The sequence below is a fragment of the Flavobacterium fryxellicola genome, assembly GCF_900143245.1.
Taxonomy (GTDB): Bacteria; Bacteroidota; Bacteroidia; order Flavobacteriales; family Flavobacteriaceae; genus Flavobacterium; species Flavobacterium fryxellicola.
This window is the reverse complement of record NZ_FRDK01000002.1, coordinates 165027-186242: the sequence shown is the minus strand read 5'-3', so window position 1 is coordinate 186242 and position 21216 is coordinate 165027. Positions and strand designations below refer to the sequence as shown.

Sequence of the window (21216 nt, the reverse complement as noted above, 5' to 3'; positions counted from 1 at the left end):
ACAATAGATTTGTAAGGATTAAACGGTTACATAAATAAAATAATTTCTAAAAGTTATGGTTGATTTTTATAAAAAAATACTAGAGAATAATAAAAAATGGGTAGAAACCTCTTTAATGAGCGATCCAAATTATTTCCAGGATTTAGCCAAAGGGCAGACACCGCCGTTATTATGGATCGGTTGCTCTGATAGCAGGGTTCCAGCAAATGAAATTATAGGAGCTAAGCCTGGGGAAGTTTTTGTACATAGAAATATTGCTAATATGGTTGTACATAGTGACATGAATATGTTGAGCGTTCTAGATTATGCAGTAAATGTATTGAAGGTGAAACATGTATTAGTATGTGGGCATTATGGATGTGGCGGTGTGAAAGCTGCAATGGGAAATGATTCTATAGGAATTATTGATAACTGGATTCGTCATATTAAAGACGTGTACCGGTTACACAGCCAGTATTTAGATTCTATTCAAGATGAAGCAGAACGTTTTAACACTTTTGTAGAATTGAATGTAAAAGAGCAGGTTTTTGATTTAGCCAAGACATCGATTGTTCAAGCGGCATGGAAAAATGGTCAAGAACTGACATTACACGGCTGGGCATATGGACTTAATTCTGGTTTCGTAACTGATTTACAGGTTAATATCAGTTCGAATAAAGATTTAGATGCTGTGTACCAATTGAAATTCTAATACTATCAAAGCCACTTTTAAGTGGCTTTGATAGTATTAAAATTTCATCTTCCTTACTTTCCCTTTATATTACTCGAATTAAAAGGAGGTAGTTATTCAATATGAATGGAACATTTAATTTTGACTCCACTATTTTTGGTATTCAAAAAAAGTCTACTATCATAAAGTGATTTTTGAAGATTTTTAATTTTGTTCTCTCGACTTTTGATGTCTTCTTCTAACTGCGAGTTACAAACTTTACTTTCATGAAATTTAATTTTTACTTCAATCATTTTAACAATTAACTCTAGGGCTTCATTTGTGCTAAATTCACCTTCAATAAGTGGGATTTCCATGTCGTGCAGCTTTAAAGGTTATTGTCCTTGACCTAATGAATACCCTGCTTTTCCATCAAAGTCGTATAGATTTTCTGTTTTAATAACATCAATTTTTGCATCTAATGCATTTGATAATAAAGTTATGATCTGGCTTTTCTCAATTAATTTTCCATGGGTTGGTTTAAATCTGCAGCGCCAGTGATCCGTGCAATATGTCTCATTGAATCCGTCAGGCCAAACTTTGATTCCACGATTGGTAATCATAGTCAAATGTTTATTTTCAGTACCGATAGTCTTAATTTTTTCAGCTAATTCATTTGGATCTGTTCCATTCCAATGTATAAATAGATCAATACCTACTAATTCTTTATTTTTAGCAGGTTTCTTTGCGTACTTTGGTAGGTTTAAAACCGCATCTTTCGCATACGAAACTTGTTTTAGTTGTGATGGATTTTTACCTAAATTGGCAATAACGGCTTGGGCAAATTCTTTCGTTCCTACTTTTTCTTTGCTAATTCCTTCTTTGTAAATATCATAAGTGTGGATACCGTCTTCTATGGTTTTTAACCATGCATTTTGTACTTTTTCAGCAATTTCTGTTTGTCCAATGTGATTGAGCATCATTACAGCACCTTCTAATAGACCAGATGGATTTGCCAAGTTTTGATCAGCACGTCTTGGAGCTGAACCATGGATTGCTTCAAACATGGCACATTCTTCACCAATATTAGCCGAGCCAGCCAATCCAACAGAACCAGCAATTTGTGCAGCAATATCAGACAGAATATCACCATAAAGATTTAAGGTTACTATGACATCAAAGATCTCTGGAGTATCCGCCATTTTTGCAGCACCAATATCAACAATCCAATGTTCATTCTCAATTTCGGGATATTCTAAACCAATTTCATCAAAGACCTGGTGAAACAGTCCGTCTGTTTGTTTCATGATATTGTCTTTTGTAAAACAAGTTACCTTTTTTCGACCGTACACTTTAGCATACTCAAAAGCATAACGAACTATTTTTTCGCAACCAGGACGGCTTATAAGTTTTAAACATTGTACTACTTCATCGGTTTGTTGGTGCTCAATTCCAGCATATAAATCCTCTTCATTTTCGCGAATAATTACAATGTCCATTTTAGGATGTTTGGTCTCTACAAAGGGATGTAAACTCATACAGGGTCTCACGTTTGAATATAGTCCAAGAAACTTTCTAGTTGTTACATTTAAACTTTTGTAACCACCACCTTGTGGAGTGGTTATTGGAGCTTTTAAAAAAACTTTATTTCTACGAATAATATCCCAAGATTCACTCGCAATTCCAGAAGTATTTCCTGATAAATAAACTTTTTCTCCTACTTCTATTTCATCAATTTCTAATTCTGCTCCGGCTGCGATAATGATTTTAAGAGTTGCATCCATTATTTCTGGACCAATTCCATCTCCTTTAGCTACTGTAATTCGAGTCATTTGATTTATTTTAAGTGTTTTGATACTGCAAAGTTCGCACTATTTATACATAAATTTTTATTTATATTTGTAATGAAACGCATAAAATATTTTTATATTTTTTATTTCTAGTTTGCTAGGTGTTTTTTTAAATTGAAGCTGCAGAAAACCAACACCAGTACTTCCTTTTATTCCTCCTCTTTTTGTCAATCCTTAAAATCTATTAGATAATTAGCTTAAAATTCTACTTGATGGGATTATTGAAGGAGATTTCTTTTACGAGAAATTGGAATAGAAACTTAAATGCGATTGTCAATACGCTTAAAAAAGATTTTAAAACCGCAGTGATTTTAGCCTAATTTGACTTGGTGAATTTGTCTTGAAGCTTTCGTAATAAATATGAAATTGGGAAGGTAGATCCTTTTTTGAGCGGAACAATTTGTAAGTAGAAATAATTTAATTCCAAAATCTAAATGCATTTGACTTCCAATAAAGCGCTAAAATAATCGATTTTTACCGTTGTTGTGACTTTCAAGTTGATAAATGATTAGCTTTCAAGACGAACGATAAAGTGCCACTTATACAATCCTATTTTGTGTTAAAACGGGCTATTTTATCTAAAAAGCCACATGTGAACTAATAAATAAAAAACGTCAGTACAAGATTATTTGAAGTACACAAAAATGAATTCAATTCAATAGATTTTTTGATGCGGGCTATTCGTTATCCATATTCTCATTAAAGGCAGATGGTAATAAAGTAGGGATAAATTTGATTAGGATAGGTAGTAATAAACTCCCTCCTGGAAGTAAAAAAATGGCTAGTGATGGAACGGTTTTACAAATTTCTAATAATTGCTTTTTGACTTTTTTCTTTTCTTTTTCGTCTAAATCCCTACGAGTGGAGTAGGCTAGCAGTACCATTAATTCTTTACTTTGTAAAATTTCTTTAATCAATCTGTTTTTATTACGGCTAATAAGAGTAACCACACTTTGAGTAGTTTGATCATAAAAATGCTTAACTGGATTTGAATAATTAAAATATGGAATTTCTTTTTTGTGCTTTGAAATGAATAGTTGGGTACTGTTGATGCTTTCGTTTACAAAATAATCTGGTATTTTCAGGATCTCAGCTAACGATTGCAAAAAATACAATTCGTCATTTTCTATTTTTCCATCACTCCACAACGCCATTCCGGCAATATCTATTAAATAATATTTTTCCAAATCATTTGTAAAGTAATCTAATTGAAGTGTTTCTAAACTTTGAGTTGACACTTTTGAGAATTTACTATAACGAATCGAAGCTTCGAAGAGTTTGATTAACAAATCATCATACTGTGATTTTTTAGATTTTATTTTTAAAGCCAGTGTCACAATATTTACAATGGTCTCTTCAATTTTTTTTAGGTATTTTTCGGGGATCTCTCCATGGTTTAAATATTGGCGAAACGCAAGTGTGTCAATGAACAATAATGCATTAGTAACAAGATGAGAAAAATTCTTACTGATGATACTGTCATTGGTTTGAACACGAGCATCAATGATTTTTTCCAAAGTTAAAGAAGGGGAGTTTTTTGGTAGTATTTTTTTAAACAAATTAGATCCTTGAGGATGCATTTGATTGTAAAAAATAACGGCATGTTTAATGAAATTAGCAGCAGTAATATCCTCATTGGTCAAACAAAAAACACCATATAAGGTATTCAAAAGGGCTACTTTGGAAATCTCATCCTTAAACCAGCCTTTGGTATCAACGGCTGTTATGGTTTCAAATGAAATGATATGACCATAGATAAAACCCGTATCTCTAACTTTTTGATAAAACGTGTCAGTAGTGTTTGAAACAGTATCTTTTGAAAATTTTTGTTCAATAAAAAATTTATCTATCCAACCTGATGCCGAAGGGTTAATCATTGCTTTAATTTGAAGATACAAAGCTATGTATTTTTATGGTCTGTTTGTTATATTAAAATTAAAAAACCGTCTCATATCAGTTACAAAACGGTTTCCTTGAATTATTTCAAATATTATTTGATAATAGCGGAGCAGGCAACCCTCGCGCCTGCATTTCCAGCAGGTTGTGAAACATAATCATCAGCGCCTTGATGCACGATTAACCCTTTACCTATTATATTTTTAGTTTCATCTGCAGATCCAATGCCCCATTCACTAGTCCTAAAAGTGATGGTTCCATTTCCTTTTTCATCAGCAGTAAAATTACCAATATCTCCTTTATGAGCTTCACCCTCTCCTAATTTTCCGTGTTTTTTAAAGGTTGGATTCCAATGTCCACCGGCGGAACTTCCATCAGCAGCTGTACAATCTGACTTTTCATGAATGTGTATCGCATGAATGCCTGGAGTTAAGCCCGTTAATTTAGCAATCATAGTTACTGTCCCTTTATTTTCAACAAATGTTGCCGTTCCAGTTACATTGCTATTACTTTTTGGTTCGAAAGCAATCACTAATGTCTTATCATTATTTAAGGAAGTATTGGTTTTACAACCAATTAAAACTGCTAAACCAATTCCAAATAGTAAAACTAATTTTTTCATAATATGTTTTATTTCAAAGATAAGAAATTTTGGAGTGCAGAGTAGGAGATTCCCTTGTTAATAATGGAATAGCCTTATTTTTTTTAAGATACGCTTCTAATTGTTAAATAATATCGTTATACTTTTGCAAGGAATGCTTATCATTCGAACAAAAGGGCTAGTTTTGAGGCTGCATTTAGTGATAAAGACTTTAAAAATTGGAATTTTTATTTTAAGAAAGTAGTAAAAAAGAGTTAAAAACATGAAGCACAAAGATATAGCCATTATTAGCTGGAGTTTATTGAAAAGAACTTATAACGAATTTGATGATGATAATGGGATAAAGTTAAGCGCTTCATTGTCTTATTACACTATTTTTTCACTGCCTCCACTACTGATTATCATATTGTCTATTTTTAGTTTTTTGTTTGGAAGAGAAGCAGTTACGGGGCGGTTTTTTGGCCAAATAAATGGTATGGTTGGCAATGAAGCGGCCATTCAAATTCAGGAAACGATCAAAAATATAGAGTTGTCTGACAATGTAACCTTTGCCACAATATTTGGAGGAGTTATGTTATTAATAGGAGCGTCTGGCGTATTTGCCGAAATACAAAGTTCTATCAATTCTATTTGGGGGTTGAAGGCAAAACCTAATAAAGGCATTATGAAATTCATTAAAAATCGGTTAATGTCGTTTTCAATGATTGCATCAGTTGGATTTTTGTTGCTCGTGAGTTTGATGGTCAATACTGTGATGGATGTTATAAACACACGTTTGCTTGTTTATTTCCCTGATACCACGGTGTATATCTTTTATGTTTTCAATATTGTCATCTTATTTGCAACAACTACTATGTTGTTTTCCATAATTTTCAAAACTTTACCAGATGGATATATCGTGTGGAAGGATGCTTTAATAGGTGCCAGTTTTACTTCTTTTTTCTTTATGATAGGTAAATTTGCGATAGGCTTTTATCTAGGTAGCTCAACTGTAGCTACTGTTTATGGTGCTGCGGGATCGGTAATAATTATATTAATTTGGGTATATTATTCGGCTATAATTTTATATTTTGGAGCTGAATTCACTAAAGTGTATGCCAATGCGCATGGTAATAAAATAATTCCAAATGCTTATGCTGTCGGAATTAAAGTGGAAGTAATAGAGGTTAAACAATAAAACATGTAATAATTCAAAATAGAATCGCTACTAAAATAGAGCGTTAGATGCTCAAAAAGCAACGTAGATTTCTTTGAGCAGCCTCTCCAATACCAGTGTTTTTTATAGTTTAAGTTTAATTTTTGAAGAGTAAATCAGCCAAACTATTTTTTGATGTTTACATTCAAATCAGGAGTTTGAACTAATTGGAATGTTGCTGAAGCAAATTTTATTTCTCCATTTGTAGCATCAATTTCTTTCAGAATTTTAGAAAATAAAATGGTTTTTGTTGCTCTTCTTTTTTTATAACTCACAACATATCTTAAAGTAAATTCGACCCAATTATCATTGGTAATTAAGGAAACCATTGGCTCTGTTTGTGCATCTTCTAATCGGTATTTATTTTGAAGAGCTTTCCATTTTACATGTGATTTTTCAGCCAAATCTCCTGCTACTTCAGTTCCTACTTTCAGGAAAATTGCTGTTGCTTTTTCATAATTACTACCATATTGAATGGGCAATTTAATTTCATCCCACAAAAAGGGGAAATCACCGGAATAATTGAATACGGGCTCTTTAAAAACAAAACTGTTGGCGATTAGCACAATTCGGCCATTATATAAATCTCCATCAACCCATTGACCAATTTCCATTATCGTAGTTCTTAGAACTCCAATATCCATAACATCCCCTTTGATACCTCCTAATTGAACGCGATCACCCGTATTATAAAAGTTACCAAATAGAATTGCTAGCCAACCAGCAAATGATGCAATCACTTCCTGCAAGGCAAAGGCAATACCAGCTCCCGCAACTCCCAAAGCTACCGTAAGATTCCCAAGTTTTTCATTGAAAACAATTGTAATAAGCAGAATAGTTAAAAAATATCCAATGAAACTACTGAATTTTTTAGTACGGTATCGATTGTCAGCATTTTTTATTTTCGAAAAAAAATTACGCTGGAAGACCTTAATTAAGGACCAAATAAATAGCACACCAATTAAAATTACTGTGATTTTTCCTATTGTAGGATTAAAAAGATAGCGCTGAATTTGCTCTTCCATTTATTCTTTATTTAGATGAATGACTCTCTGAGGAAATGGAATGGTTATGTTATTTGAAGTAAACATTTCAAATATTCTGATTCTTATTTCACTTTTAATGTTTTCTACCCTAAAAACTTCATCCGACCAGAAAATCACAGAAAAATTCAACGAAGAATCTCCAAATTCCGTAAAACGTACAAATGGGCTAGGGGTTTGAAGTACTCCCTCTTGTTTGTCAGTGGCTTCTTTTAAAACAGTCATCACCAGTTTTATATCAGACGAATAGTCGACGCCTACACTGATCTCGAATCGAGACGTAATTTCACTATGGGTCCAATTTATTAATTGGTTTTTTGTTAAATCAGAATTTGGCAGAATAATATATTTATCATCTCTAGTTAATACAGTGGTCGTTCTGATTTCAATTTCCTGTACCTGACAGACTATGCCGTTTACTTCAATGATGTCATTTACTTTTACCGTTGAGTCAATTAGAATTATTATACCCGATATAAAATCGCTAAATAGATTTTGTAATCCCAAACCAAGACCTACAAGTAGGGCTGCTGAACCTGCAATTAAAACCGATAAATTAAAACCAAATATTTGTAAGCCGATTATAAAAGCGAAAATGATTATAAAGTATTTTATTAAGCTGTAAATAGAATATTTTTTTGATAGCTCAATATGGGTTGCTTTGTAAATTGTTTTTTTTATTACGAAGAGCAAAATGAATACAGCTAAAATAAAAAGAGCAAAAGTGAAGATTGTAGCTAATTTAAAATTAAAATCTCCAAATTGAAGAAGGGTATAGTTCAATATTTCTTTCATTATTGGTGTATTTTTTATTTGCGAACAAAATCATATTCCTATCTGTTTTTTTCTTTTATGCCCTACATAATTAGTCGTACACCGCCCAGTTCTGAAATCCTATAGGAGAAGCGATCTCCTGGAGAACCGATAAACATAAAGTTTTTTGGAATATCCCATCTGTTTGATAATTCGTCTATTATTTCAGGACCAAACGTGCCTTTAATTTCTATGAATTCAATATCGATGTCTGGATAAGCTCGATCGAGAACTTCTAAATCCTTAATAAGTGAATCATTCGACTCGCCCTCTTTTTTGACATTTACAATTTTTAATTTTTTTGTTGTTTCATTGGCTTCAACGTACTGCATTACTTTATTAAGAATGGCAACATCATCTCCTTTTGTGAAAAATACGAATTCCTGCGAATTAATTTTTATATTTAATCTTACTAAATAACGATTGCTAAATAAAACTATTTTTCGTAATGGTTTAGAGAAATATTCTAATGCATCAATTAATAATTGTATTAAAACAGTCCGATTCAGCATGATAGCTATAAACAGTAAAGCGGGTAAAAGATATTTTATAAAGGTATAGAAAGATTCAATGTTCATATATAGATTACCTGCAAAAGCTATAGCTATAAAAGTAATGGCGATAACAACTGAAATGCCCCTTGCTCTTTCTGGACGAGGCAATTTTTTACGTTTGAATTTCAATAGTAAATTTCCAATCCCAAAGAGACCCATTACCGCCAGAAAAGAAAAAGTATACACGCCAGCCAGCGATATCAGATCGCCTTTGGTAACAAATAATACAGAAACGCACAAGACTAAAAAACTAATAATTATTCTGTAGTTAGAGCCGCGTTTGTTTTGTTTTAAAAAATAATTAGGCAAAATCCGGTCTAAAGTCATTCGGTTTAACAATCCTGAAACTCCAACGAATGAGGTTAAAACAGCACCGCATAGAACTAAAACCGCATCAACGGAAATTAGATAAGCTAACCAGGAACCTCCTGTAGTTTGCCCTAAAAAGGCAAGAAGTGACTCCCGGTGATCTCCAACTTCTGCAAGAGGAATAATGCAAATAAGCAATAGTGCCAATACTGGATTAAAAAAACTAACAATGGCCCACATGTTTCGCAATGTTTTTGGAAAAACACCTGGTTCTTGTTCCTCTACAAAATTAGCTGAACTTTCGAAGCCTGAAATACCCAGCATAGCTGCTGAAAACCCTAAAAATAAGGCCGTAACGACACCGCCAGAGGACACTGGTACTTCCCAATTGATATAAAAAGTTTGGAAACCGTTATTCGAAATGAACCATAGTGAAGCTAAAACCAGCGTGCTTAATGTAATTAAATGTATTATAAAAATAATTACAGCCACAAAAGCGGATTCGCCAATACCCAAAATAGCCAAACCAGTGAAAGCCACTAAGACAACAATTGTAGCTATCGTTACATCAAACCCCGAAAAAATACCATGCAGGTAATGCATGCCTTCTGAAGCCGAAATCACGGCAGTAGCCATATAAGACAAGACAGTTAATGTTGCTGCGACAGAAGCTATTCTCTTTGTCGAAGTATTTAATAAAACATTATAAGCACCGCCGTTCAGCGGAATTGCACCTACTACTTCCCCGTATATTTTTCTGAATAAAAAAAGTACGACGGCAACTATTAACAGTGAAATCCATGCAAATTGTCCCGCATACATAATAGTTAATGCAGAAACATACAAACAGGAGGAGCTAATATCATTTCCGCAAATCGCGGTTGCTTGTAATTCGTTTAATTTCTTGTTTAAATTTTTTTTCATTTTTAACTTGACATTTTTTTTGCTGCTTTACAGCGCCGGTTTTTGACGCAGAAAAGACGAATAGCGTTTGGTTAAATAAATTGTAACTAAAATTACTAGCTTTTTTACTAAACTGAAAGGAAAGAAACTACCAGTTTAAAGGATAAAAAAACAAGTATACTAATTAATACTAAAGTAGAGATAAAAATGGAGTGTAAAAAAATAAAATGACTTTTTTCCAGTTCAAATTGTGTTTAAAGTACAATTAATTTTTAAATATTTTAAATCAATCGAAAGCCAAGTTGTAGAATAGCATAATAACATTACTGCCTTGTCATTTTCAGGTGATTTAAAAGTGAGCTGTTAAAAAGTACGTATCCGACAATTTTTTTAATAGGTAGAAATATTTTTAATATCCTATAAAGTATCCCTGCTGCTAATTTTGGAATTTAGAAGTAGAGTAATAAAAAAAACCGCACTGTGTATAACAGTTGCGGTTTTTTAGACAAAAAAAAACACTAAAAACAATCTTCAATTTAGAAACAATATGCGTTTTCAGATACTAATTTTGTTGTGATTACTTCTCTTAAACCTACAATATTTGGCATGTTGGCGTATTTAGTAAATCGTCTCAAGCCCATTAGCATCATGCGTTGTTCATCACCTTCAGCAAAAGAAATTACGCTTTCTTTTCCTTTTTGTGTTACAATGTCTACTGCTTTGTATAGGTATAATTTGGCCATTGCAATTTGCTCTTGCACTTTAGCTTCACCTTCTTTTTTTGCTAATTTTTCAGTTCTAAGAATAGTACTTTCTGCCATGTAGATTTCGATCAAGATGTCAGAAGCTGCCATCAATAGTTGTTGATGAGCATCTAAATCTGGTCCATATTTTTGAACTGCTCCACCAGCAACCATCAAGAATGCTTTTTTCAATTTGGCAATCATTTCTTTTTCTTCTGCAAACAATTCAGAGTAATCAGGTGTCTCGAAAGAAGGAATTCCCATTAATTCTTCCGTTACTTTCATTGCAGGACCTAATAAATCGACGTGACCTTTCATTGCTTTTTTGATCAACATTCCTACAGATAACATTCTGTTGATTTCGTTAGTACCTTCATAGATACGAGCGATACGAGCATCTCTCCAAGCACTTTCCATTGGAGTGTCTTCAGAGAATCCCATTCCACCAAAGATTTGAATTCCTTCATCCGCACAATTTTGAACATCTTCTGAAACCGCTACTTTTAATATAGAACATTCAATAGCATATTCTTCAACTCCTTTTAATTCCGCCTCTTGATGTGAAATTCCTTCAGCTTCACGAGCTGTAATTCGATCTTCTACATCTTTCGCTGCGCGGTAAGAAGCACTTTCACCGGCATAACAACTGGTTGCCATTTCGGCTAATTTAGAACGAATAGCCCCAAATTGAGAAATAGCAGTGTTGAATTGGATTCTTTCATTAGCATATTGCACAGAACCTGAAATCACTCTTCGCTGAGCATCTAAACAAGCAGCGGCTAATTTAATACGCCCTACGTTCAATGCATTCATCGCTATTTTAAAACCATTTCCTCTTTCAGATAACATGTTTTCAACGGGAACTTTCGTTTCGTTGAAAAAAACTTGCCGTGTAGAGGAAGCACGAATTCCTAATTTATGCTCTTCTTCACCCATAGAAATTCCGTTATCACTTGAGTTTTCTAAGATAAAACCGGTAATGTTTTTATCATCACCAATACGGGCAAAAACGATAAATAACGAGCAAAAACCAGCGTTTGAAATCCACATTTTTTGTCCAGTGATTTTGTAATGTGTCCCATCTTCAGATAAAACCGCTTTCGTTTTTCCAGAATTGGCATCTGAACCAGCGCCAGGTTCCGTCAAACAATAGGCACCAAACCATTCGCCTGAAGCTAATTTAGGAACGTATTTTTGTTTTTGCTCTTCTGTTCCGTATAAAGTAATTGGCATCGTTCCAATTCCTGTATGTGCTCCAAAAGCAGTGGAGAATGATCCCGTCGCCCCAGAAATATAATCACAAACTAACATCGTTGATACAAATCCCATTCCTAATCCACCATAAGCTTCAGGAACAGCAACTCCCAAAAGACCTAAGTCTCCCGCTTTTTTCATGCATTCTTCTGTGTACGCATAGTCCTTTTTCTCAAAACGGTCTTTGTGTGGCCATAACTCTTTGTCTACGAACTCTTTTACGGAGTCACGCATCATTAATTGTTCTTCTGTAAAATCTTCAGGAGTGAAGATGTCTTCGCACTTTGTTTCTTTAACCAAAAACTGACCGCCACGGGTTACGTTTTTTTCAATTGTATCTGCCATTTTTTTATTTTTTAATATGTTTTTTCTTTATGATCTTCATCCTCAAAAAACGAATGATAATGTTGGACTATAAAAGCTCGTAAACACCAGCACTACCTTGTCCTGTTCCCACACACATCGTAACAATACCATATTTGTTTCCACGACGTTTCATTTCGTCGAATAATTGAACTGATAATTTAGCTCCAGTACATCCCAGTGGGTGTCCCATTGCAATTGCACCACCATTAACGTTAATAATGTCAGGGTTTAGATTAAGTTCTCTTATGACTGCTAACGATTGTGAGGCAAAAGCCTCGTTTAATTCAATTAAGTCAATATCATTTATAGTTAGTCCTGCTTGTTTCAATACTTTTGGTATTGCTTTCACAGGTCCTATTCCCATTATTCTAGGTTCAACACCAGCTGAGGCAAAGTTTACTAATCGTGCAATAGGTTCAAGATTAAGTTCCTTAACCATCTCTTCACTCATAACAAGTACAAAAGCTGCACCATCACTCATTTGTGAGGAGTTACCAGCTGTTACACTTCCGCCAGCTTCAAAAACCGGTCGTAAACCAGCCAGCGCTTCCTTTGAAGTTCCTGCTCTAGGTCCTTCATCTTTATTGACAATATAGGATTTAGTTTCTTTTTTTCCGTTTTCGTTGATAAACGTTTGTTCAACGGTAATAGGAACAATTTGTTTGTCAAATTTACCTTCGGCTTGTGCTTTCAAAGCTTTCATGTGAGAATGATAAGCAAATTCATCTTGGTCTTCTCTAGATACCTTAAACTGTTGTGCAACGGCTTCGGCTGTTAAACCCATTCCCCAGTAGTAGTCTTCGTTTCCTGCTTTTGCAACAGCATAATCCGGCGTGGGCTTGTACCCTCCCATCGGAATAAAACTCATGCTTTCAGCACCACCAGCAATAATACAATGTGCCATTCCTGATTGGATTTTTGCAGTTGCCATTCCAATAGTTTCTAATCCTGATGCACAATACCGGTTAACCGTTACACCTGGAACATCTTCAATTTTTAATCCCATCAAAGAGATCAAACGTCCCACATTAAGACCTTGTTCTGCTTCTGGCATGGCATTTCCTACCATTACATCATCAATACGCGTTTTATCAAAGTCTGGCAATTCATTCATCATAAATTGAATCGTTTCTGCTGCTAACTCATCGGGTCTTTTAAATCTAAAAACTCCCTTTGGTGCTTTACCTACTGCAGTACGATAAGCTTTAACTATATATGCTGTTTTCATTTATAAAAAGTATTAAGATTGGAGTATTAAGTATTAAGACTTTCCAATCGTTAAATTTATTGGTTTTTTAATGTTTTTTGAAGTGCAAAATTCATATTACTCACCTCGACTAATTCATTTATTATTGGTGTAATTTTTAAGTCATCTATTAATTTAAGACGTTTAGAAATCATTAATTGAGTTATCAATTCAAAAGTCGAACCATTAGCAATTGCTAAAAAATGTGCAAATTCATTTTTAGAATTTCTTCCAGAGCCTTCAGCACTATTTGATGGTATTGAAACAGAGCATCTTTTCATTTGACTGGTAAGATTGAATTTTTCTTCTTGAGGTAGATCAGTGCAAACTCTATATACGCTTTCAGTAATGTCCATTGCTTTTTGCCAGATTTTTAGTTTTTCAAATTGATGCATAATTTTCGCTACTTAAATTATTTAACTCTTGATACTTAATACTCAAATCTCACTACTTAAATTCTAATTACGAAGTGGTTTCCCTTTGGTTAACATAAATTGGATTCTTTCCAATGTTTTTCTTTCCGTACAAAGTGATAAAAATGCTTCTCTTTCAAGGTCTAATAAGTATTGTTCTGATACTAATGTAGGTTCCGATAAATCACCACCAGCCATCACATAAGCTAATTTATTTGCAATTTTCTTATCGTGTTCAGAGATGTATTTACCAGCTTCCATTTGGTCCGTCCCTACTAAGAACATTCCTAAAGCTTGTTTTCCTAGTACTTTTACATCTGTTCTGCGAATAGGTTGAGTGTAACCAGCTTCGGCCATTAGTAAAGCATGTTTCTTTGCTTCGGCAATTTGACGGTCTTTGTTTACCACAATAATATCTTTACCTTTTTGTAAAAGTCCGGTGTCAAACGCTTCATAACCTGAGGTGGATACTTTGGCCATGGCAATGGTCAAGAAATATTCTTGTAATACATTCAGCTCTACATCATTTTTATGGAATAAATCGGAAGCACGCATAGCCAATTCTTTCGAACCACCGCCGCCTGGGATTACACCTACACCAAATTCTACTAATCCCATATATGTTTCTGCGGCAGCAACTACTTTGTCCGCATGCAAACTCATTTCGCAACCACCACCAAAAGTCATTCCGTGTGGTGCAACTACCACTGGAATTCCAGAGTAGCGCACGCGCATCATCGTGTCTTGAAACATTTTGATCGCCATATTCAATTCATCATATTCTTGCTCAACTGCCATCATGAATATCATCCCGATATTGGCACCAACAGAGAAATTCGCTGCTTGATTTCCAATAACCAATCCCTGATATTCTTTTTCTGATAAATCGATTGCTTTATTAATGGCTTGTAGAACATCACCACCTATAGTATTCATTTTGGACTGGAACTCTAAATTCAAAATTCCATCTCCTAAATCCTGTATGATTGCGCCGCTATTACTCCATATTTTTTTGCTTTCGCGAATGTTATTCAGGATAATAAAAGCATCCTGACCTGGCACTTTGTTTTGTGATTTCGTAGGGATATTATAGAAAAATGTAGCTCCTTCTTTTACAGAATAAAAACTAGAACTTCCAGAAGCTAGCATCTCAGTTACCCAAGCTGCTGGTTCGAGACCTTCTGCTTTCATGATTTCGATTCCTTTTTCAACACCGATAGCGTCCCAAATTTCGAAAGGACCATTTTCCCATCCAAAACCGGCTTTCATTGCATCATCTATTTTGTATACTTCATCTGATATTTCAGGAATTCTATTCGAAACATAAGCAAACATTCCAGCAAAACTTTTTCTGTAAAATTCACCTGCTTTGTCTTTTCCTTTTACCAAAACCTTGAAACGATCAATAGGTTTGTCAATCGTTTTTGTTAGTTCTAAAGTTGCAAAAGACGCTTTTTTCGCCGGACGGTATTCTAACGTATCTAAATCCAAAGAGAGAATGTCTTTGTCAACTTTTTTGTAAAAACCTTGACCTGTTTTACTTCCTAACCATTTGTTCTCCATCATTTTGTTAACAAAATCTGGTAATTTAAACAAATCGTGTTGCTCGTCAGTAGGACAGTTTTCGTAAATTCCGTTGGCAACATGTACCAATGTATCTAATCCAACTACGTCAACCGTTCTGAAAGTAGCCGATTTTGGACGACCAATAACTGGACCCGTTAATTTATCCACTTCTTCAATCGTTAATCCCATTTCTTTTACTAAATGGAACAAACTTTGAATTCCGTAAATCCCAATTCTATTTCCAATAAAGGCAGGCGTATCTTTGGCAACGACCGAAGTTTTTCCCAAAAAGCGAGAACCATAATCAGTAAGAAAATCCAAAACTTCCGTTGCTGTTTGTGGGCCAGGAATGATTTCAAACAATTTTAAATAACGCGCAGGATTAAAAAAGTGGGTCCCACAGAAGTGTTTTTGAAAATCTTCGCTTCGTCCTTCACTCATAAAGTGAATTGGAATTCCAGACGTATTTGAAGTTACTAAGGTTCCCGGTTTTCTGAATTTTTCAATCTGTTCAAAAACCATTTTCTTAATGTCCAAACGTTCTACTACAACTTCAATAATCCAATCGGCAGTGGCAATTTTAGCCATATCATCGCTGGTATTTCCTGTTGTGATTCTGCTTGCAAATTGCTGACTGTAAATAGGAGAGGGCTTCGATTTAAGGGAATTGGCTAAATGCTCGTTCACTAATCGGTTTCTTACAATTTTACTTTCTAGAGTCAGTCCTTTCTTGGCTTCCACTTCGGTAAGTTCTCTTGGCACAATGTCCAATAGTAAAACTTCAACTCCAATGTTGGCAAAATGGCACGCAATTCCTGAACCCATAATTCCGGATCCAATCACTGCAACTTTTTTAATTGTGCGTTTCATACTTAGTTTATATTTGTTTTTTTGTTAGAAAAAAATAGCCTGATTTTTAAGAATTACTGACAATCTTAGGGGTTTCATTTTCTATTTTTTCAGATTGGTGCACCAGTTCGCTTGCGCTCGTGCGGTTAAATATATTTTTGTCGAGAATTAATTCATTTATGATGTCAGCCACTTCTATAAAATGCATTAGTTTCTCTTCTGGAATAGATTGTTTGACCGCATCATTGAATTTCAACACTGTATTCTTTGATAATTCTCTTTTTTCTTTACCAAATTCGGTTAAGTAAATCAATACACCACGACCATCTTCTGGATTTTTTTTCCTGATGATTAGGCCTTTTTCCTCCATGGATTTCAAGGTTCTGGTTAGGCTAGTGGCCTCCATTCCCATTTTTGGACCCAATGACGTGGAAGGCGTTCCTTTTTCCTTATCCATGCTCAATAAAGCAAACCCTGTAGCCATGGTTGCACCATATTTAGAAGCTTCCTCGTTGTACATTCTGGAAACCGCTTGCCACGTGGCACGCAAAATATAATCTATTGTTTTATCTTTCATAAGTAACTATATCGTTTTCAAATATAATAAAAAATACTATGCATGCATAATATATTCAACTATTTTTTTGTTAAAAAGTATTAAATATAAAAAAACTCTGCTGAAACAGAGAAGTTTATACTCTTTTTTAAGAAGATTTATTTTATTTGGGCGTATCCCTGCGGGTCGGGCTGTCCGTTGTATTTTTTCTAAAATCCCAAAAAAAATCGGGATTTTAGAAAAGGATGCCACTTCCATCCCTTACGCAAATCCTACTAAGGAGATTGAATGGGAATTGTCGTTAAATTGGTGGGATTATGGGTTTACGTAATTGTAAGTAGTTTATTATAGTTATATTTGAGGGAATTAAAGTATAGACTATGTTTATTAGTAAAATAAAAATAAAAAATTTCAGATTGTTAAAGGATACTACTCTTTTGCTTAATGAAGATGGAAAACAAGAATTGTCTCTTTTAATTGGAAGAAATAATAGTGGAAAAACTTCATTTATAATGCTTTTTGATAAGTTTTATAGACATGAAAGTTTTAAATTCAATTTTTATGATTTTTCCACATCCTTGAGAAATAAAATTTATAAAATTGATGATAATACTGTTAGTGAAGATTTATCTATTCAAATGATTCTTGAAATAAAGTATGACGCAAATGATTCTTTAGAGAATATATCTGATTTTATTTTAGATTTAGATCCTACTACAAATATTGTAAAAATTCTATTTGAATGTTCAATAGATAAAGATAAACTAATTAAAGATTTGTTACAAGTAACAAAAAATCAAGAGAAATATATTGAAAAGAATTTACCTGATTATTTAATCAACAAGAATATATATGTTTTTGAAAATGACACAGATTTAGAAGTAGGTAATAGAAAAAATTTGGTTAAGAAAGATATTTCTTCAATTAGAAACTTAATTAATTTTCAAGTTATTCATGCGAAAAGAAATGTTTCAAGCTCTGAGACTACAGGGAATGGGAAAAGAGCTTTATCAGAAATGACAACCCAGTATTTTAACAAAGAACATAAAGAATCATCTGCTGACTTTTTTGATATTAATGAGGCAATAACTACAATGGATTCTACTTTAGATGATAAGTATCAAATTCACTTTGAACCATTTTTAGCAAATGCTAAAAAATTTCTTGATATAAAGGATTTAAGAGTTGTTTCAGATTTAGAGTCAAAACAATTATTTACAAATCACTCTAAAATTGTTTATGGTGACGGTTCTAATAATCTCCCTGAACATTTAAACGGTTTAGGTTATTTAAATATTCTTTATTTATTGCTTCAAATTGAAGTCAAGAGAAAATACTTTTTAGATGATAAAAAGGATATCAATCTATTATTTATTGAGGAGCCTGAAGCACATACTCATCCTCAAATGCAATATGTGTTTAGTCAAAAAATTCAAGAGATAATAAGAGAAATTAATGAAAAAGTTAATTTACAAACTTTTATTTCCACACATTCTTCACATATAGTTTCTCAATGTAATTTTTCTGATTTACGTTATTTTAAACTCAAAGATGGAAATATTACTATTAAAAATTTTTATATCGATTTAGAACTTAAATATAAAGGAAAAGAAGAATACTTTAAATTTTTGAAGCAATATTTAACTTTATATTCTTCGGAACTTTTCTTTGCTGAAAAAATTATTTTTATTGAAGGAACTACAGAAAAAATGTTATTACCTTATTTTATTAGTCAATATGACAAATCAGTTAATGATCTAGAAAACAAAATATCATCACAAAACATTTCAATAATTGAAGTAGGTGCTAATTCAAAAGTATTTAAACACTTTTTGGAGTTTTTAGAAATTAAGACTTTAATTATTACGGATATTGATACTACCAAATTAGTAATAACTCCTGCCACGGCTGATAAAAAAGAAAGTTTATGTAACCCCGCTTGCCCAGTAGTTGATGGTGATAATACGAGTAATTATTCTATTAAAGAATTTTTAAATATACCTGAAAAAACAAAAACTACTGAAATTGCCGAATGGTTTAAAAAACTTAAGTCGAATTCACTACACGATGATTCTAATTATATAAAAATTGCTTATCAAATTGAAGAATTAGGATATCATGGTAGAAGCTTTGAAGATTCATTTATTAGTTTGAATTTAAAAGAAATTATACAATATAAAGATGATGGTATTAATGGAATTCAGCATAAAGCTGAACTTGTTGATTCAGTTACAGATTTTTATAATTTAACCCAAAAGGTTTTAAAATCAGATGGTAAATCAGAATTTGCTTCATCACTTCTATTTTTGGCTTTGATTGGTAAAGTTGAGTGGAAAACACCATCATATATAAAAGAAGGATTACAATGGATAGCAAAATAAGACCAATAGGACAGATAAAACAGATTATTGATGACAATCAAAATACTGAAAAAGAATTTAAAAATTTTGTTTTGCAAGGTGGAGCAGGAAGTGGAAAAACTGAATCCTTAAAACAAATTCTTGAATATATCACTGAAACTTATCCCGATAAAAAAGGGGTTTGTATAACACTTACAAATGTTGCAGTTGAAGAAATAAAGACAAGAATTGGAGAAAATAATAATTTCATTGTAATGACTATACACTCGTTTTTAAACGATTTAATAAAAGAATACAAAAAAAATATACATGAAGTGATTTTTGAGATTTTTAAAGTCGAAAAGATTAGAAGAGAAGCGTTGATTACTGGTGATGATGAAAAAGAGTATAATAAAAATGAGCATGAAAAGTTTAAGAAATTATATGGAAAGTATTCGGGTATGCTATTTACGACAACTGGAGAGAAGACCTCTAAAGTTATAGGTAAGAGAGAATATGACAAAGAGCCAATAAAATCCAATAATGATTTGAATACGGAAGTAGATAAATTAAATCAAATAATCTTAGCAGAAATTAATTCATTAGATTGTAACAAAGTCAGATATAATGAAACCCGTTATAATAATTTTAAAGAATTATCTTTTGGACATGATGAATTATTACATATTACTTCTTTACTTTTTAAAAAACATGAATTATTAGGAAAAATTGTTAGTGATAAATATGACTTCATATTAATTGATGAATATCAAGATACAAATGAAAAAATAGTTGATATTTTTTTAAATTCAATACCTAAGAATAATAAAACAACAATTGGTTTTTTCGGTGATTCTATGCAAGGAATTTATGATGATGGAATTGGAGATGTAGAACATGAAATAGCTGAAAAAAAAATAATTAAAATTGAAAAGGAAGATAACTTTAGATGTTCTGATAAAGTTATTGAGTTTATAAACAGAATTAGGAATGATGGTTTAAAACAAGAATTAGCCTTAAAAGATTTAGAAACTGTTAATGATAGAAATGGAGAGGTAAAATTGTATTATTCTATTTATGGAAAGAAGCCAAACGCTTTCAGTAGTAGTGAAGACAAAGATAAATATTTTGATACTCTTAATGGATTGATAACTACAGTTTCAACTAATAATCCTGAAGTTAAAAAATTGATGCTAACCAATAAATCAATTTCAAGCGAGTTACGTTTTAGTATACTTTATCAAATATTTAATGGCAGATATACAGAAGTTAAAGAAGAAATTGAAAAAACATTAGAGAGGATTCAATTAATAGATTTATATGAACTTTGTTCTGCATACAAAAACAAAGACTATAATTTTGTACTTGCAAAATTAAAGAAATGTGGTTTCGAATTAAAATCAGTTAAAGATAAAATAAGAATAAAAAGATTTTTTGATACATTGTTAAATACTACTCAATCTGCTAATAGAGTTTTAAAGTTTGCATTTGACAACAACCTGATAAGAAAATCTGATTCATACAAACAATATATTTCTAATAAAGATACATTCCTTGAAAGCTTAAAAGCAAACAAAAGGTTTGAACAATTAGAAATTTTTTATAATGATGGTGGAAATACAACTGCTAAAATGATTGTTAAAGATCCATTAGTGTCAGATGAAGAGTTTGAAGAATTTGATAAAAATCGTAAAAGGAAAACTTTTTATATTAAACTGTTTTCTGCAAAACTAAAATTCTCTGAAGTTCTAAGTTATTACAATTATATTGATGAAAATGTTGTTTCAGATTATATAACTATGCATAAAACTAAAGGCTCTGGAATTGAAAATGTAATGGTTGTTATGGATGAATATTTTTGGAATAAGTATAACTTCAGATCAATTTATGATACTCATGAGGAAGATTTAAATAAAAAATTAAAAAATCAAAAACTCTTTTATGTTGCTTGTTCAAGAACCATTAAAAATTTGATTTGTGTTCGATTAGTTTTTGATGAAGAAGAGGAGAAACAATTATTACACTTTTTTGAGGGATTCGAAATTGAAAAAATTTAGATTATCTTTAAAGA

The 21216-nt window shown here is 32.6% G+C and carries 17 protein-coding genes; 5 read left to right on the top strand and 12 right to left on the bottom strand.

All coding sequences use genetic code 11. The annotated features are described in order from the left end of the window. Nucleotides 1–55: 55 nt before the first annotated feature. Complete coding sequence (gene can, locus BUA03_RS04450) at nucleotides 56–691, top strand: carbonate dehydratase (protein ID WP_066078455.1); 636 nt, start codon at nucleotides 56–58, stop codon at nucleotides 689–691. Nucleotides 692–783: 92 nt separating this feature from the next. Here the strand turns inward: can and BUA03_RS04445 are convergent, their stop codons facing one another. From BUA03_RS04445 to BUA03_RS04430, 4 genes are all read right to left on the bottom strand, one after another. Beyond that, on the bottom strand, nucleotides 784–1026 hold the full coding sequence (locus tag BUA03_RS04445; RefSeq protein ID WP_066078458.1) for a hypothetical protein: 243 nt from the start codon (nucleotides 1024–1026) through the stop codon (nucleotides 784–786). Nucleotides 1027–1044: 18 nt separating this feature from the next. After that, nucleotides 1045–2481, bottom strand: a complete 1437-nt coding sequence (locus tag BUA03_RS04440) for an NADP-dependent isocitrate dehydrogenase (protein ID WP_066078461.1) — start codon at nucleotides 2479–2481, stop codon at nucleotides 1045–1047. A gap of 695 nt (nucleotides 2482–3176) precedes the next feature. Next, nucleotides 3177–4376 carry an LETM1-related biofilm-associated protein gene (locus tag BUA03_RS04435; protein ID WP_066078464.1) on the bottom strand — a complete coding sequence of 400 codons (1200 nt, stop codon included), beginning with the start codon at nucleotides 4374–4376 and terminating at the stop codon, nucleotides 3177–3179. 113 nt (nucleotides 4377–4489) lie between these two features. Then, complete coding sequence (locus BUA03_RS04430; protein ID WP_066078467.1) at nucleotides 4490–5017, bottom strand: superoxide dismutase family protein; 528 nt, start codon at nucleotides 5015–5017, stop codon at nucleotides 4490–4492. A 241-nt stretch (nucleotides 5018–5258) separates the two neighbouring features. Between BUA03_RS04430 and BUA03_RS04425 the strand changes: the two genes are divergently transcribed. Next, nucleotides 5259–6173: a YihY/virulence factor BrkB family protein gene (locus BUA03_RS04425; protein ID WP_066078470.1), complete on the top strand. Its 915-nt coding sequence runs from the start codon at nucleotides 5259–5261 to the stop codon at nucleotides 6171–6173. A gap of 143 nt (nucleotides 6174–6316) precedes the next feature. Here the strand turns inward: BUA03_RS04425 and BUA03_RS04420 are convergent, their stop codons facing one another. The 8 genes from BUA03_RS04420 to BUA03_RS04385 all read right to left on the bottom strand — a co-directional run bounded on the left by BUA03_RS04420 (nucleotide 6317) and on the right by BUA03_RS04385 (nucleotide 16827). Continuing rightward, the gene (locus tag BUA03_RS04420) at nucleotides 6317–7216 is read right to left on the bottom strand and encodes a mechanosensitive ion channel family protein (RefSeq protein ID WP_066078473.1); all 900 of its coding nucleotides are present in this window, start codon (nucleotides 7214–7216) and stop codon (nucleotides 6317–6319) included. Then, on the bottom strand, nucleotides 7217–8029 hold the full coding sequence (locus tag BUA03_RS04415) for a mechanosensitive ion channel family protein (protein WP_066078476.1): 813 nt from the start codon (nucleotides 8027–8029) through the stop codon (nucleotides 7217–7219). A 62-nt stretch (nucleotides 8030–8091) separates the two neighbouring features. Next, nucleotides 8092–9834, bottom strand: a complete 1743-nt coding sequence (locus tag BUA03_RS04410; protein ID WP_066078479.1) for an APC family permease — start codon at nucleotides 9832–9834, stop codon at nucleotides 8092–8094. A 515-nt stretch (nucleotides 9835–10349) separates the two neighbouring features. Beyond that, the gene (locus BUA03_RS04405) at nucleotides 10350–12155 is read right to left on the bottom strand and encodes an acyl-CoA dehydrogenase family protein (RefSeq protein WP_066078481.1); all 1806 of its coding nucleotides are present in this window, start codon (nucleotides 12153–12155) and stop codon (nucleotides 10350–10352) included. Nucleotides 12156–12222: 67 nt separating this feature from the next. Beyond that, a complete protein-coding gene (locus BUA03_RS04400; protein WP_066078483.1) occupies nucleotides 12223–13404 on the bottom strand; it encodes an acetyl-CoA C-acyltransferase in 1182 nt (393 codons plus the stop codon). A 56-nt stretch (nucleotides 13405–13460) separates the two neighbouring features. Continuing rightward, a complete protein-coding gene (locus BUA03_RS04395; RefSeq protein WP_066078486.1) occupies nucleotides 13461–13817 on the bottom strand; it encodes a four helix bundle protein in 357 nt (118 codons plus the stop codon). A 63-nt stretch (nucleotides 13818–13880) separates the two neighbouring features. After that, complete coding sequence (locus BUA03_RS04390; protein ID WP_066078489.1) at nucleotides 13881–16271, bottom strand: 3-hydroxyacyl-CoA dehydrogenase/enoyl-CoA hydratase family protein; 2391 nt, start codon at nucleotides 16269–16271, stop codon at nucleotides 13881–13883. 46 nt (nucleotides 16272–16317) lie between these two features. Further along, complete coding sequence (locus BUA03_RS04385; RefSeq protein WP_066078491.1) at nucleotides 16318–16827, bottom strand: MarR family winged helix-turn-helix transcriptional regulator; 510 nt, start codon at nucleotides 16825–16827, stop codon at nucleotides 16318–16320. 67 nt (nucleotides 16828–16894) lie between these two features. Between BUA03_RS04385 and BUA03_RS16620 the strand changes: the two genes are divergently transcribed. From BUA03_RS16620 to BUA03_RS04370, 3 genes are read left to right on the top strand one after another with little or no spacing between them, the layout of a single operon-like run. Continuing rightward, nucleotides 16895–17137, top strand: a complete 243-nt coding sequence (locus BUA03_RS16620; protein ID WP_157492195.1) for a hypothetical protein — start codon at nucleotides 16895–16897, stop codon at nucleotides 17135–17137. Nucleotides 17138–17186: 49 nt separating this feature from the next. Next, nucleotides 17187–19187, top strand: a complete 2001-nt coding sequence (locus BUA03_RS04375) for an ATP-dependent nuclease (RefSeq protein WP_066078499.1) — start codon at nucleotides 17187–17189, stop codon at nucleotides 19185–19187. Next, nucleotides 19172–21202 (top strand): UvrD-helicase domain-containing protein, encoded by a 2031-nt coding sequence (locus BUA03_RS04370; RefSeq protein WP_066078504.1) that lies wholly within the window; start codon nucleotides 19172–19174, stop codon nucleotides 21200–21202. The genes BUA03_RS04375 and BUA03_RS04370 overlap by 16 nt, the downstream gene beginning before the upstream one ends. Nucleotides 21203–21216: the final 14 nt, after the last annotated feature.

Bases quoted from the DNA above. Each gene is read 5' to 3' on its own strand.
- BUA03_RS04435 (WP_066078464.1), bottom strand. From the start codon at position 4,376: ATGATTAACCCTTCGGCATCAGGTTGGATAGATAAATTTTTTATTGAA.
- BUA03_RS04420 (WP_066078473.1), bottom strand. From the start codon at position 7,216: ATGGAAGAGCAAATTCAGCGCTATCTTTTTAATCCTACAATAGGAAAA.
- BUA03_RS04410 (WP_066078479.1), bottom strand. From the start codon at position 9,834: ATGAAAAAAAATTTAAACAAGAAATTAAACGAATTACAAGCAACCGCG.
- BUA03_RS04385 (WP_066078491.1), bottom strand. From the start codon at position 16,827: ATGAAAGATAAAACAATAGATTATATTTTGCGTGCCACGTGGCAAGCG.
- BUA03_RS04430 (WP_066078467.1), bottom strand. From the start codon at position 5,017: ATGAAAAAATTAGTTTTACTATTTGGAATTGGTTTAGCAGTTTTAATT.
- BUA03_RS04415 (WP_066078476.1), bottom strand. From the start codon at position 8,029: ATGAAAGAAATATTGAACTATACCCTTCTTCAATTTGGAGATTTTAAT.
- BUA03_RS04405 (WP_066078481.1), bottom strand. From the start codon at position 12,155: ATGGCAGATACAATTGAAAAAAACGTAACCCGTGGCGGTCAGTTTTTG.
- BUA03_RS04370 (WP_066078504.1), top strand. From the start codon at position 19,172: ATGGATAGCAAAATAAGACCAATAGGACAGATAAAACAGATTATTGAT.
- can (WP_066078455.1), top strand. From the start codon at position 56: ATGGTTGATTTTTATAAAAAAATACTAGAGAATAATAAAAAATGGGTA.
- BUA03_RS04395 (WP_066078486.1), bottom strand. From the start codon at position 13,817: ATGCATCAATTTGAAAAACTAAAAATCTGGCAAAAAGCAATGGACATT.
- BUA03_RS04440 (WP_066078461.1), bottom strand. From the start codon at position 2,481: ATGACTCGAATTACAGTAGCTAAAGGAGATGGAATTGGTCCAGAAATA.
- BUA03_RS04375 (WP_066078499.1), top strand. From the start codon at position 17,187: ATGTTTATTAGTAAAATAAAAATAAAAAATTTCAGATTGTTAAAGGAT.
- BUA03_RS04390 (WP_066078489.1), bottom strand. From the start codon at position 16,271: ATGAAACGCACAATTAAAAAAGTTGCAGTGATTGGATCCGGAATTATG.
- BUA03_RS04425 (WP_066078470.1), top strand. From the start codon at position 5,259: ATGAAGCACAAAGATATAGCCATTATTAGCTGGAGTTTATTGAAAAGA.
- BUA03_RS04400 (WP_066078483.1), bottom strand. From the start codon at position 13,404: ATGAAAACAGCATATATAGTTAAAGCTTATCGTACTGCAGTAGGTAAA.
- BUA03_RS04445 (WP_066078458.1), bottom strand. From the start codon at position 1,026: ATGGAAATCCCACTTATTGAAGGTGAATTTAGCACAAATGAAGCCCTA.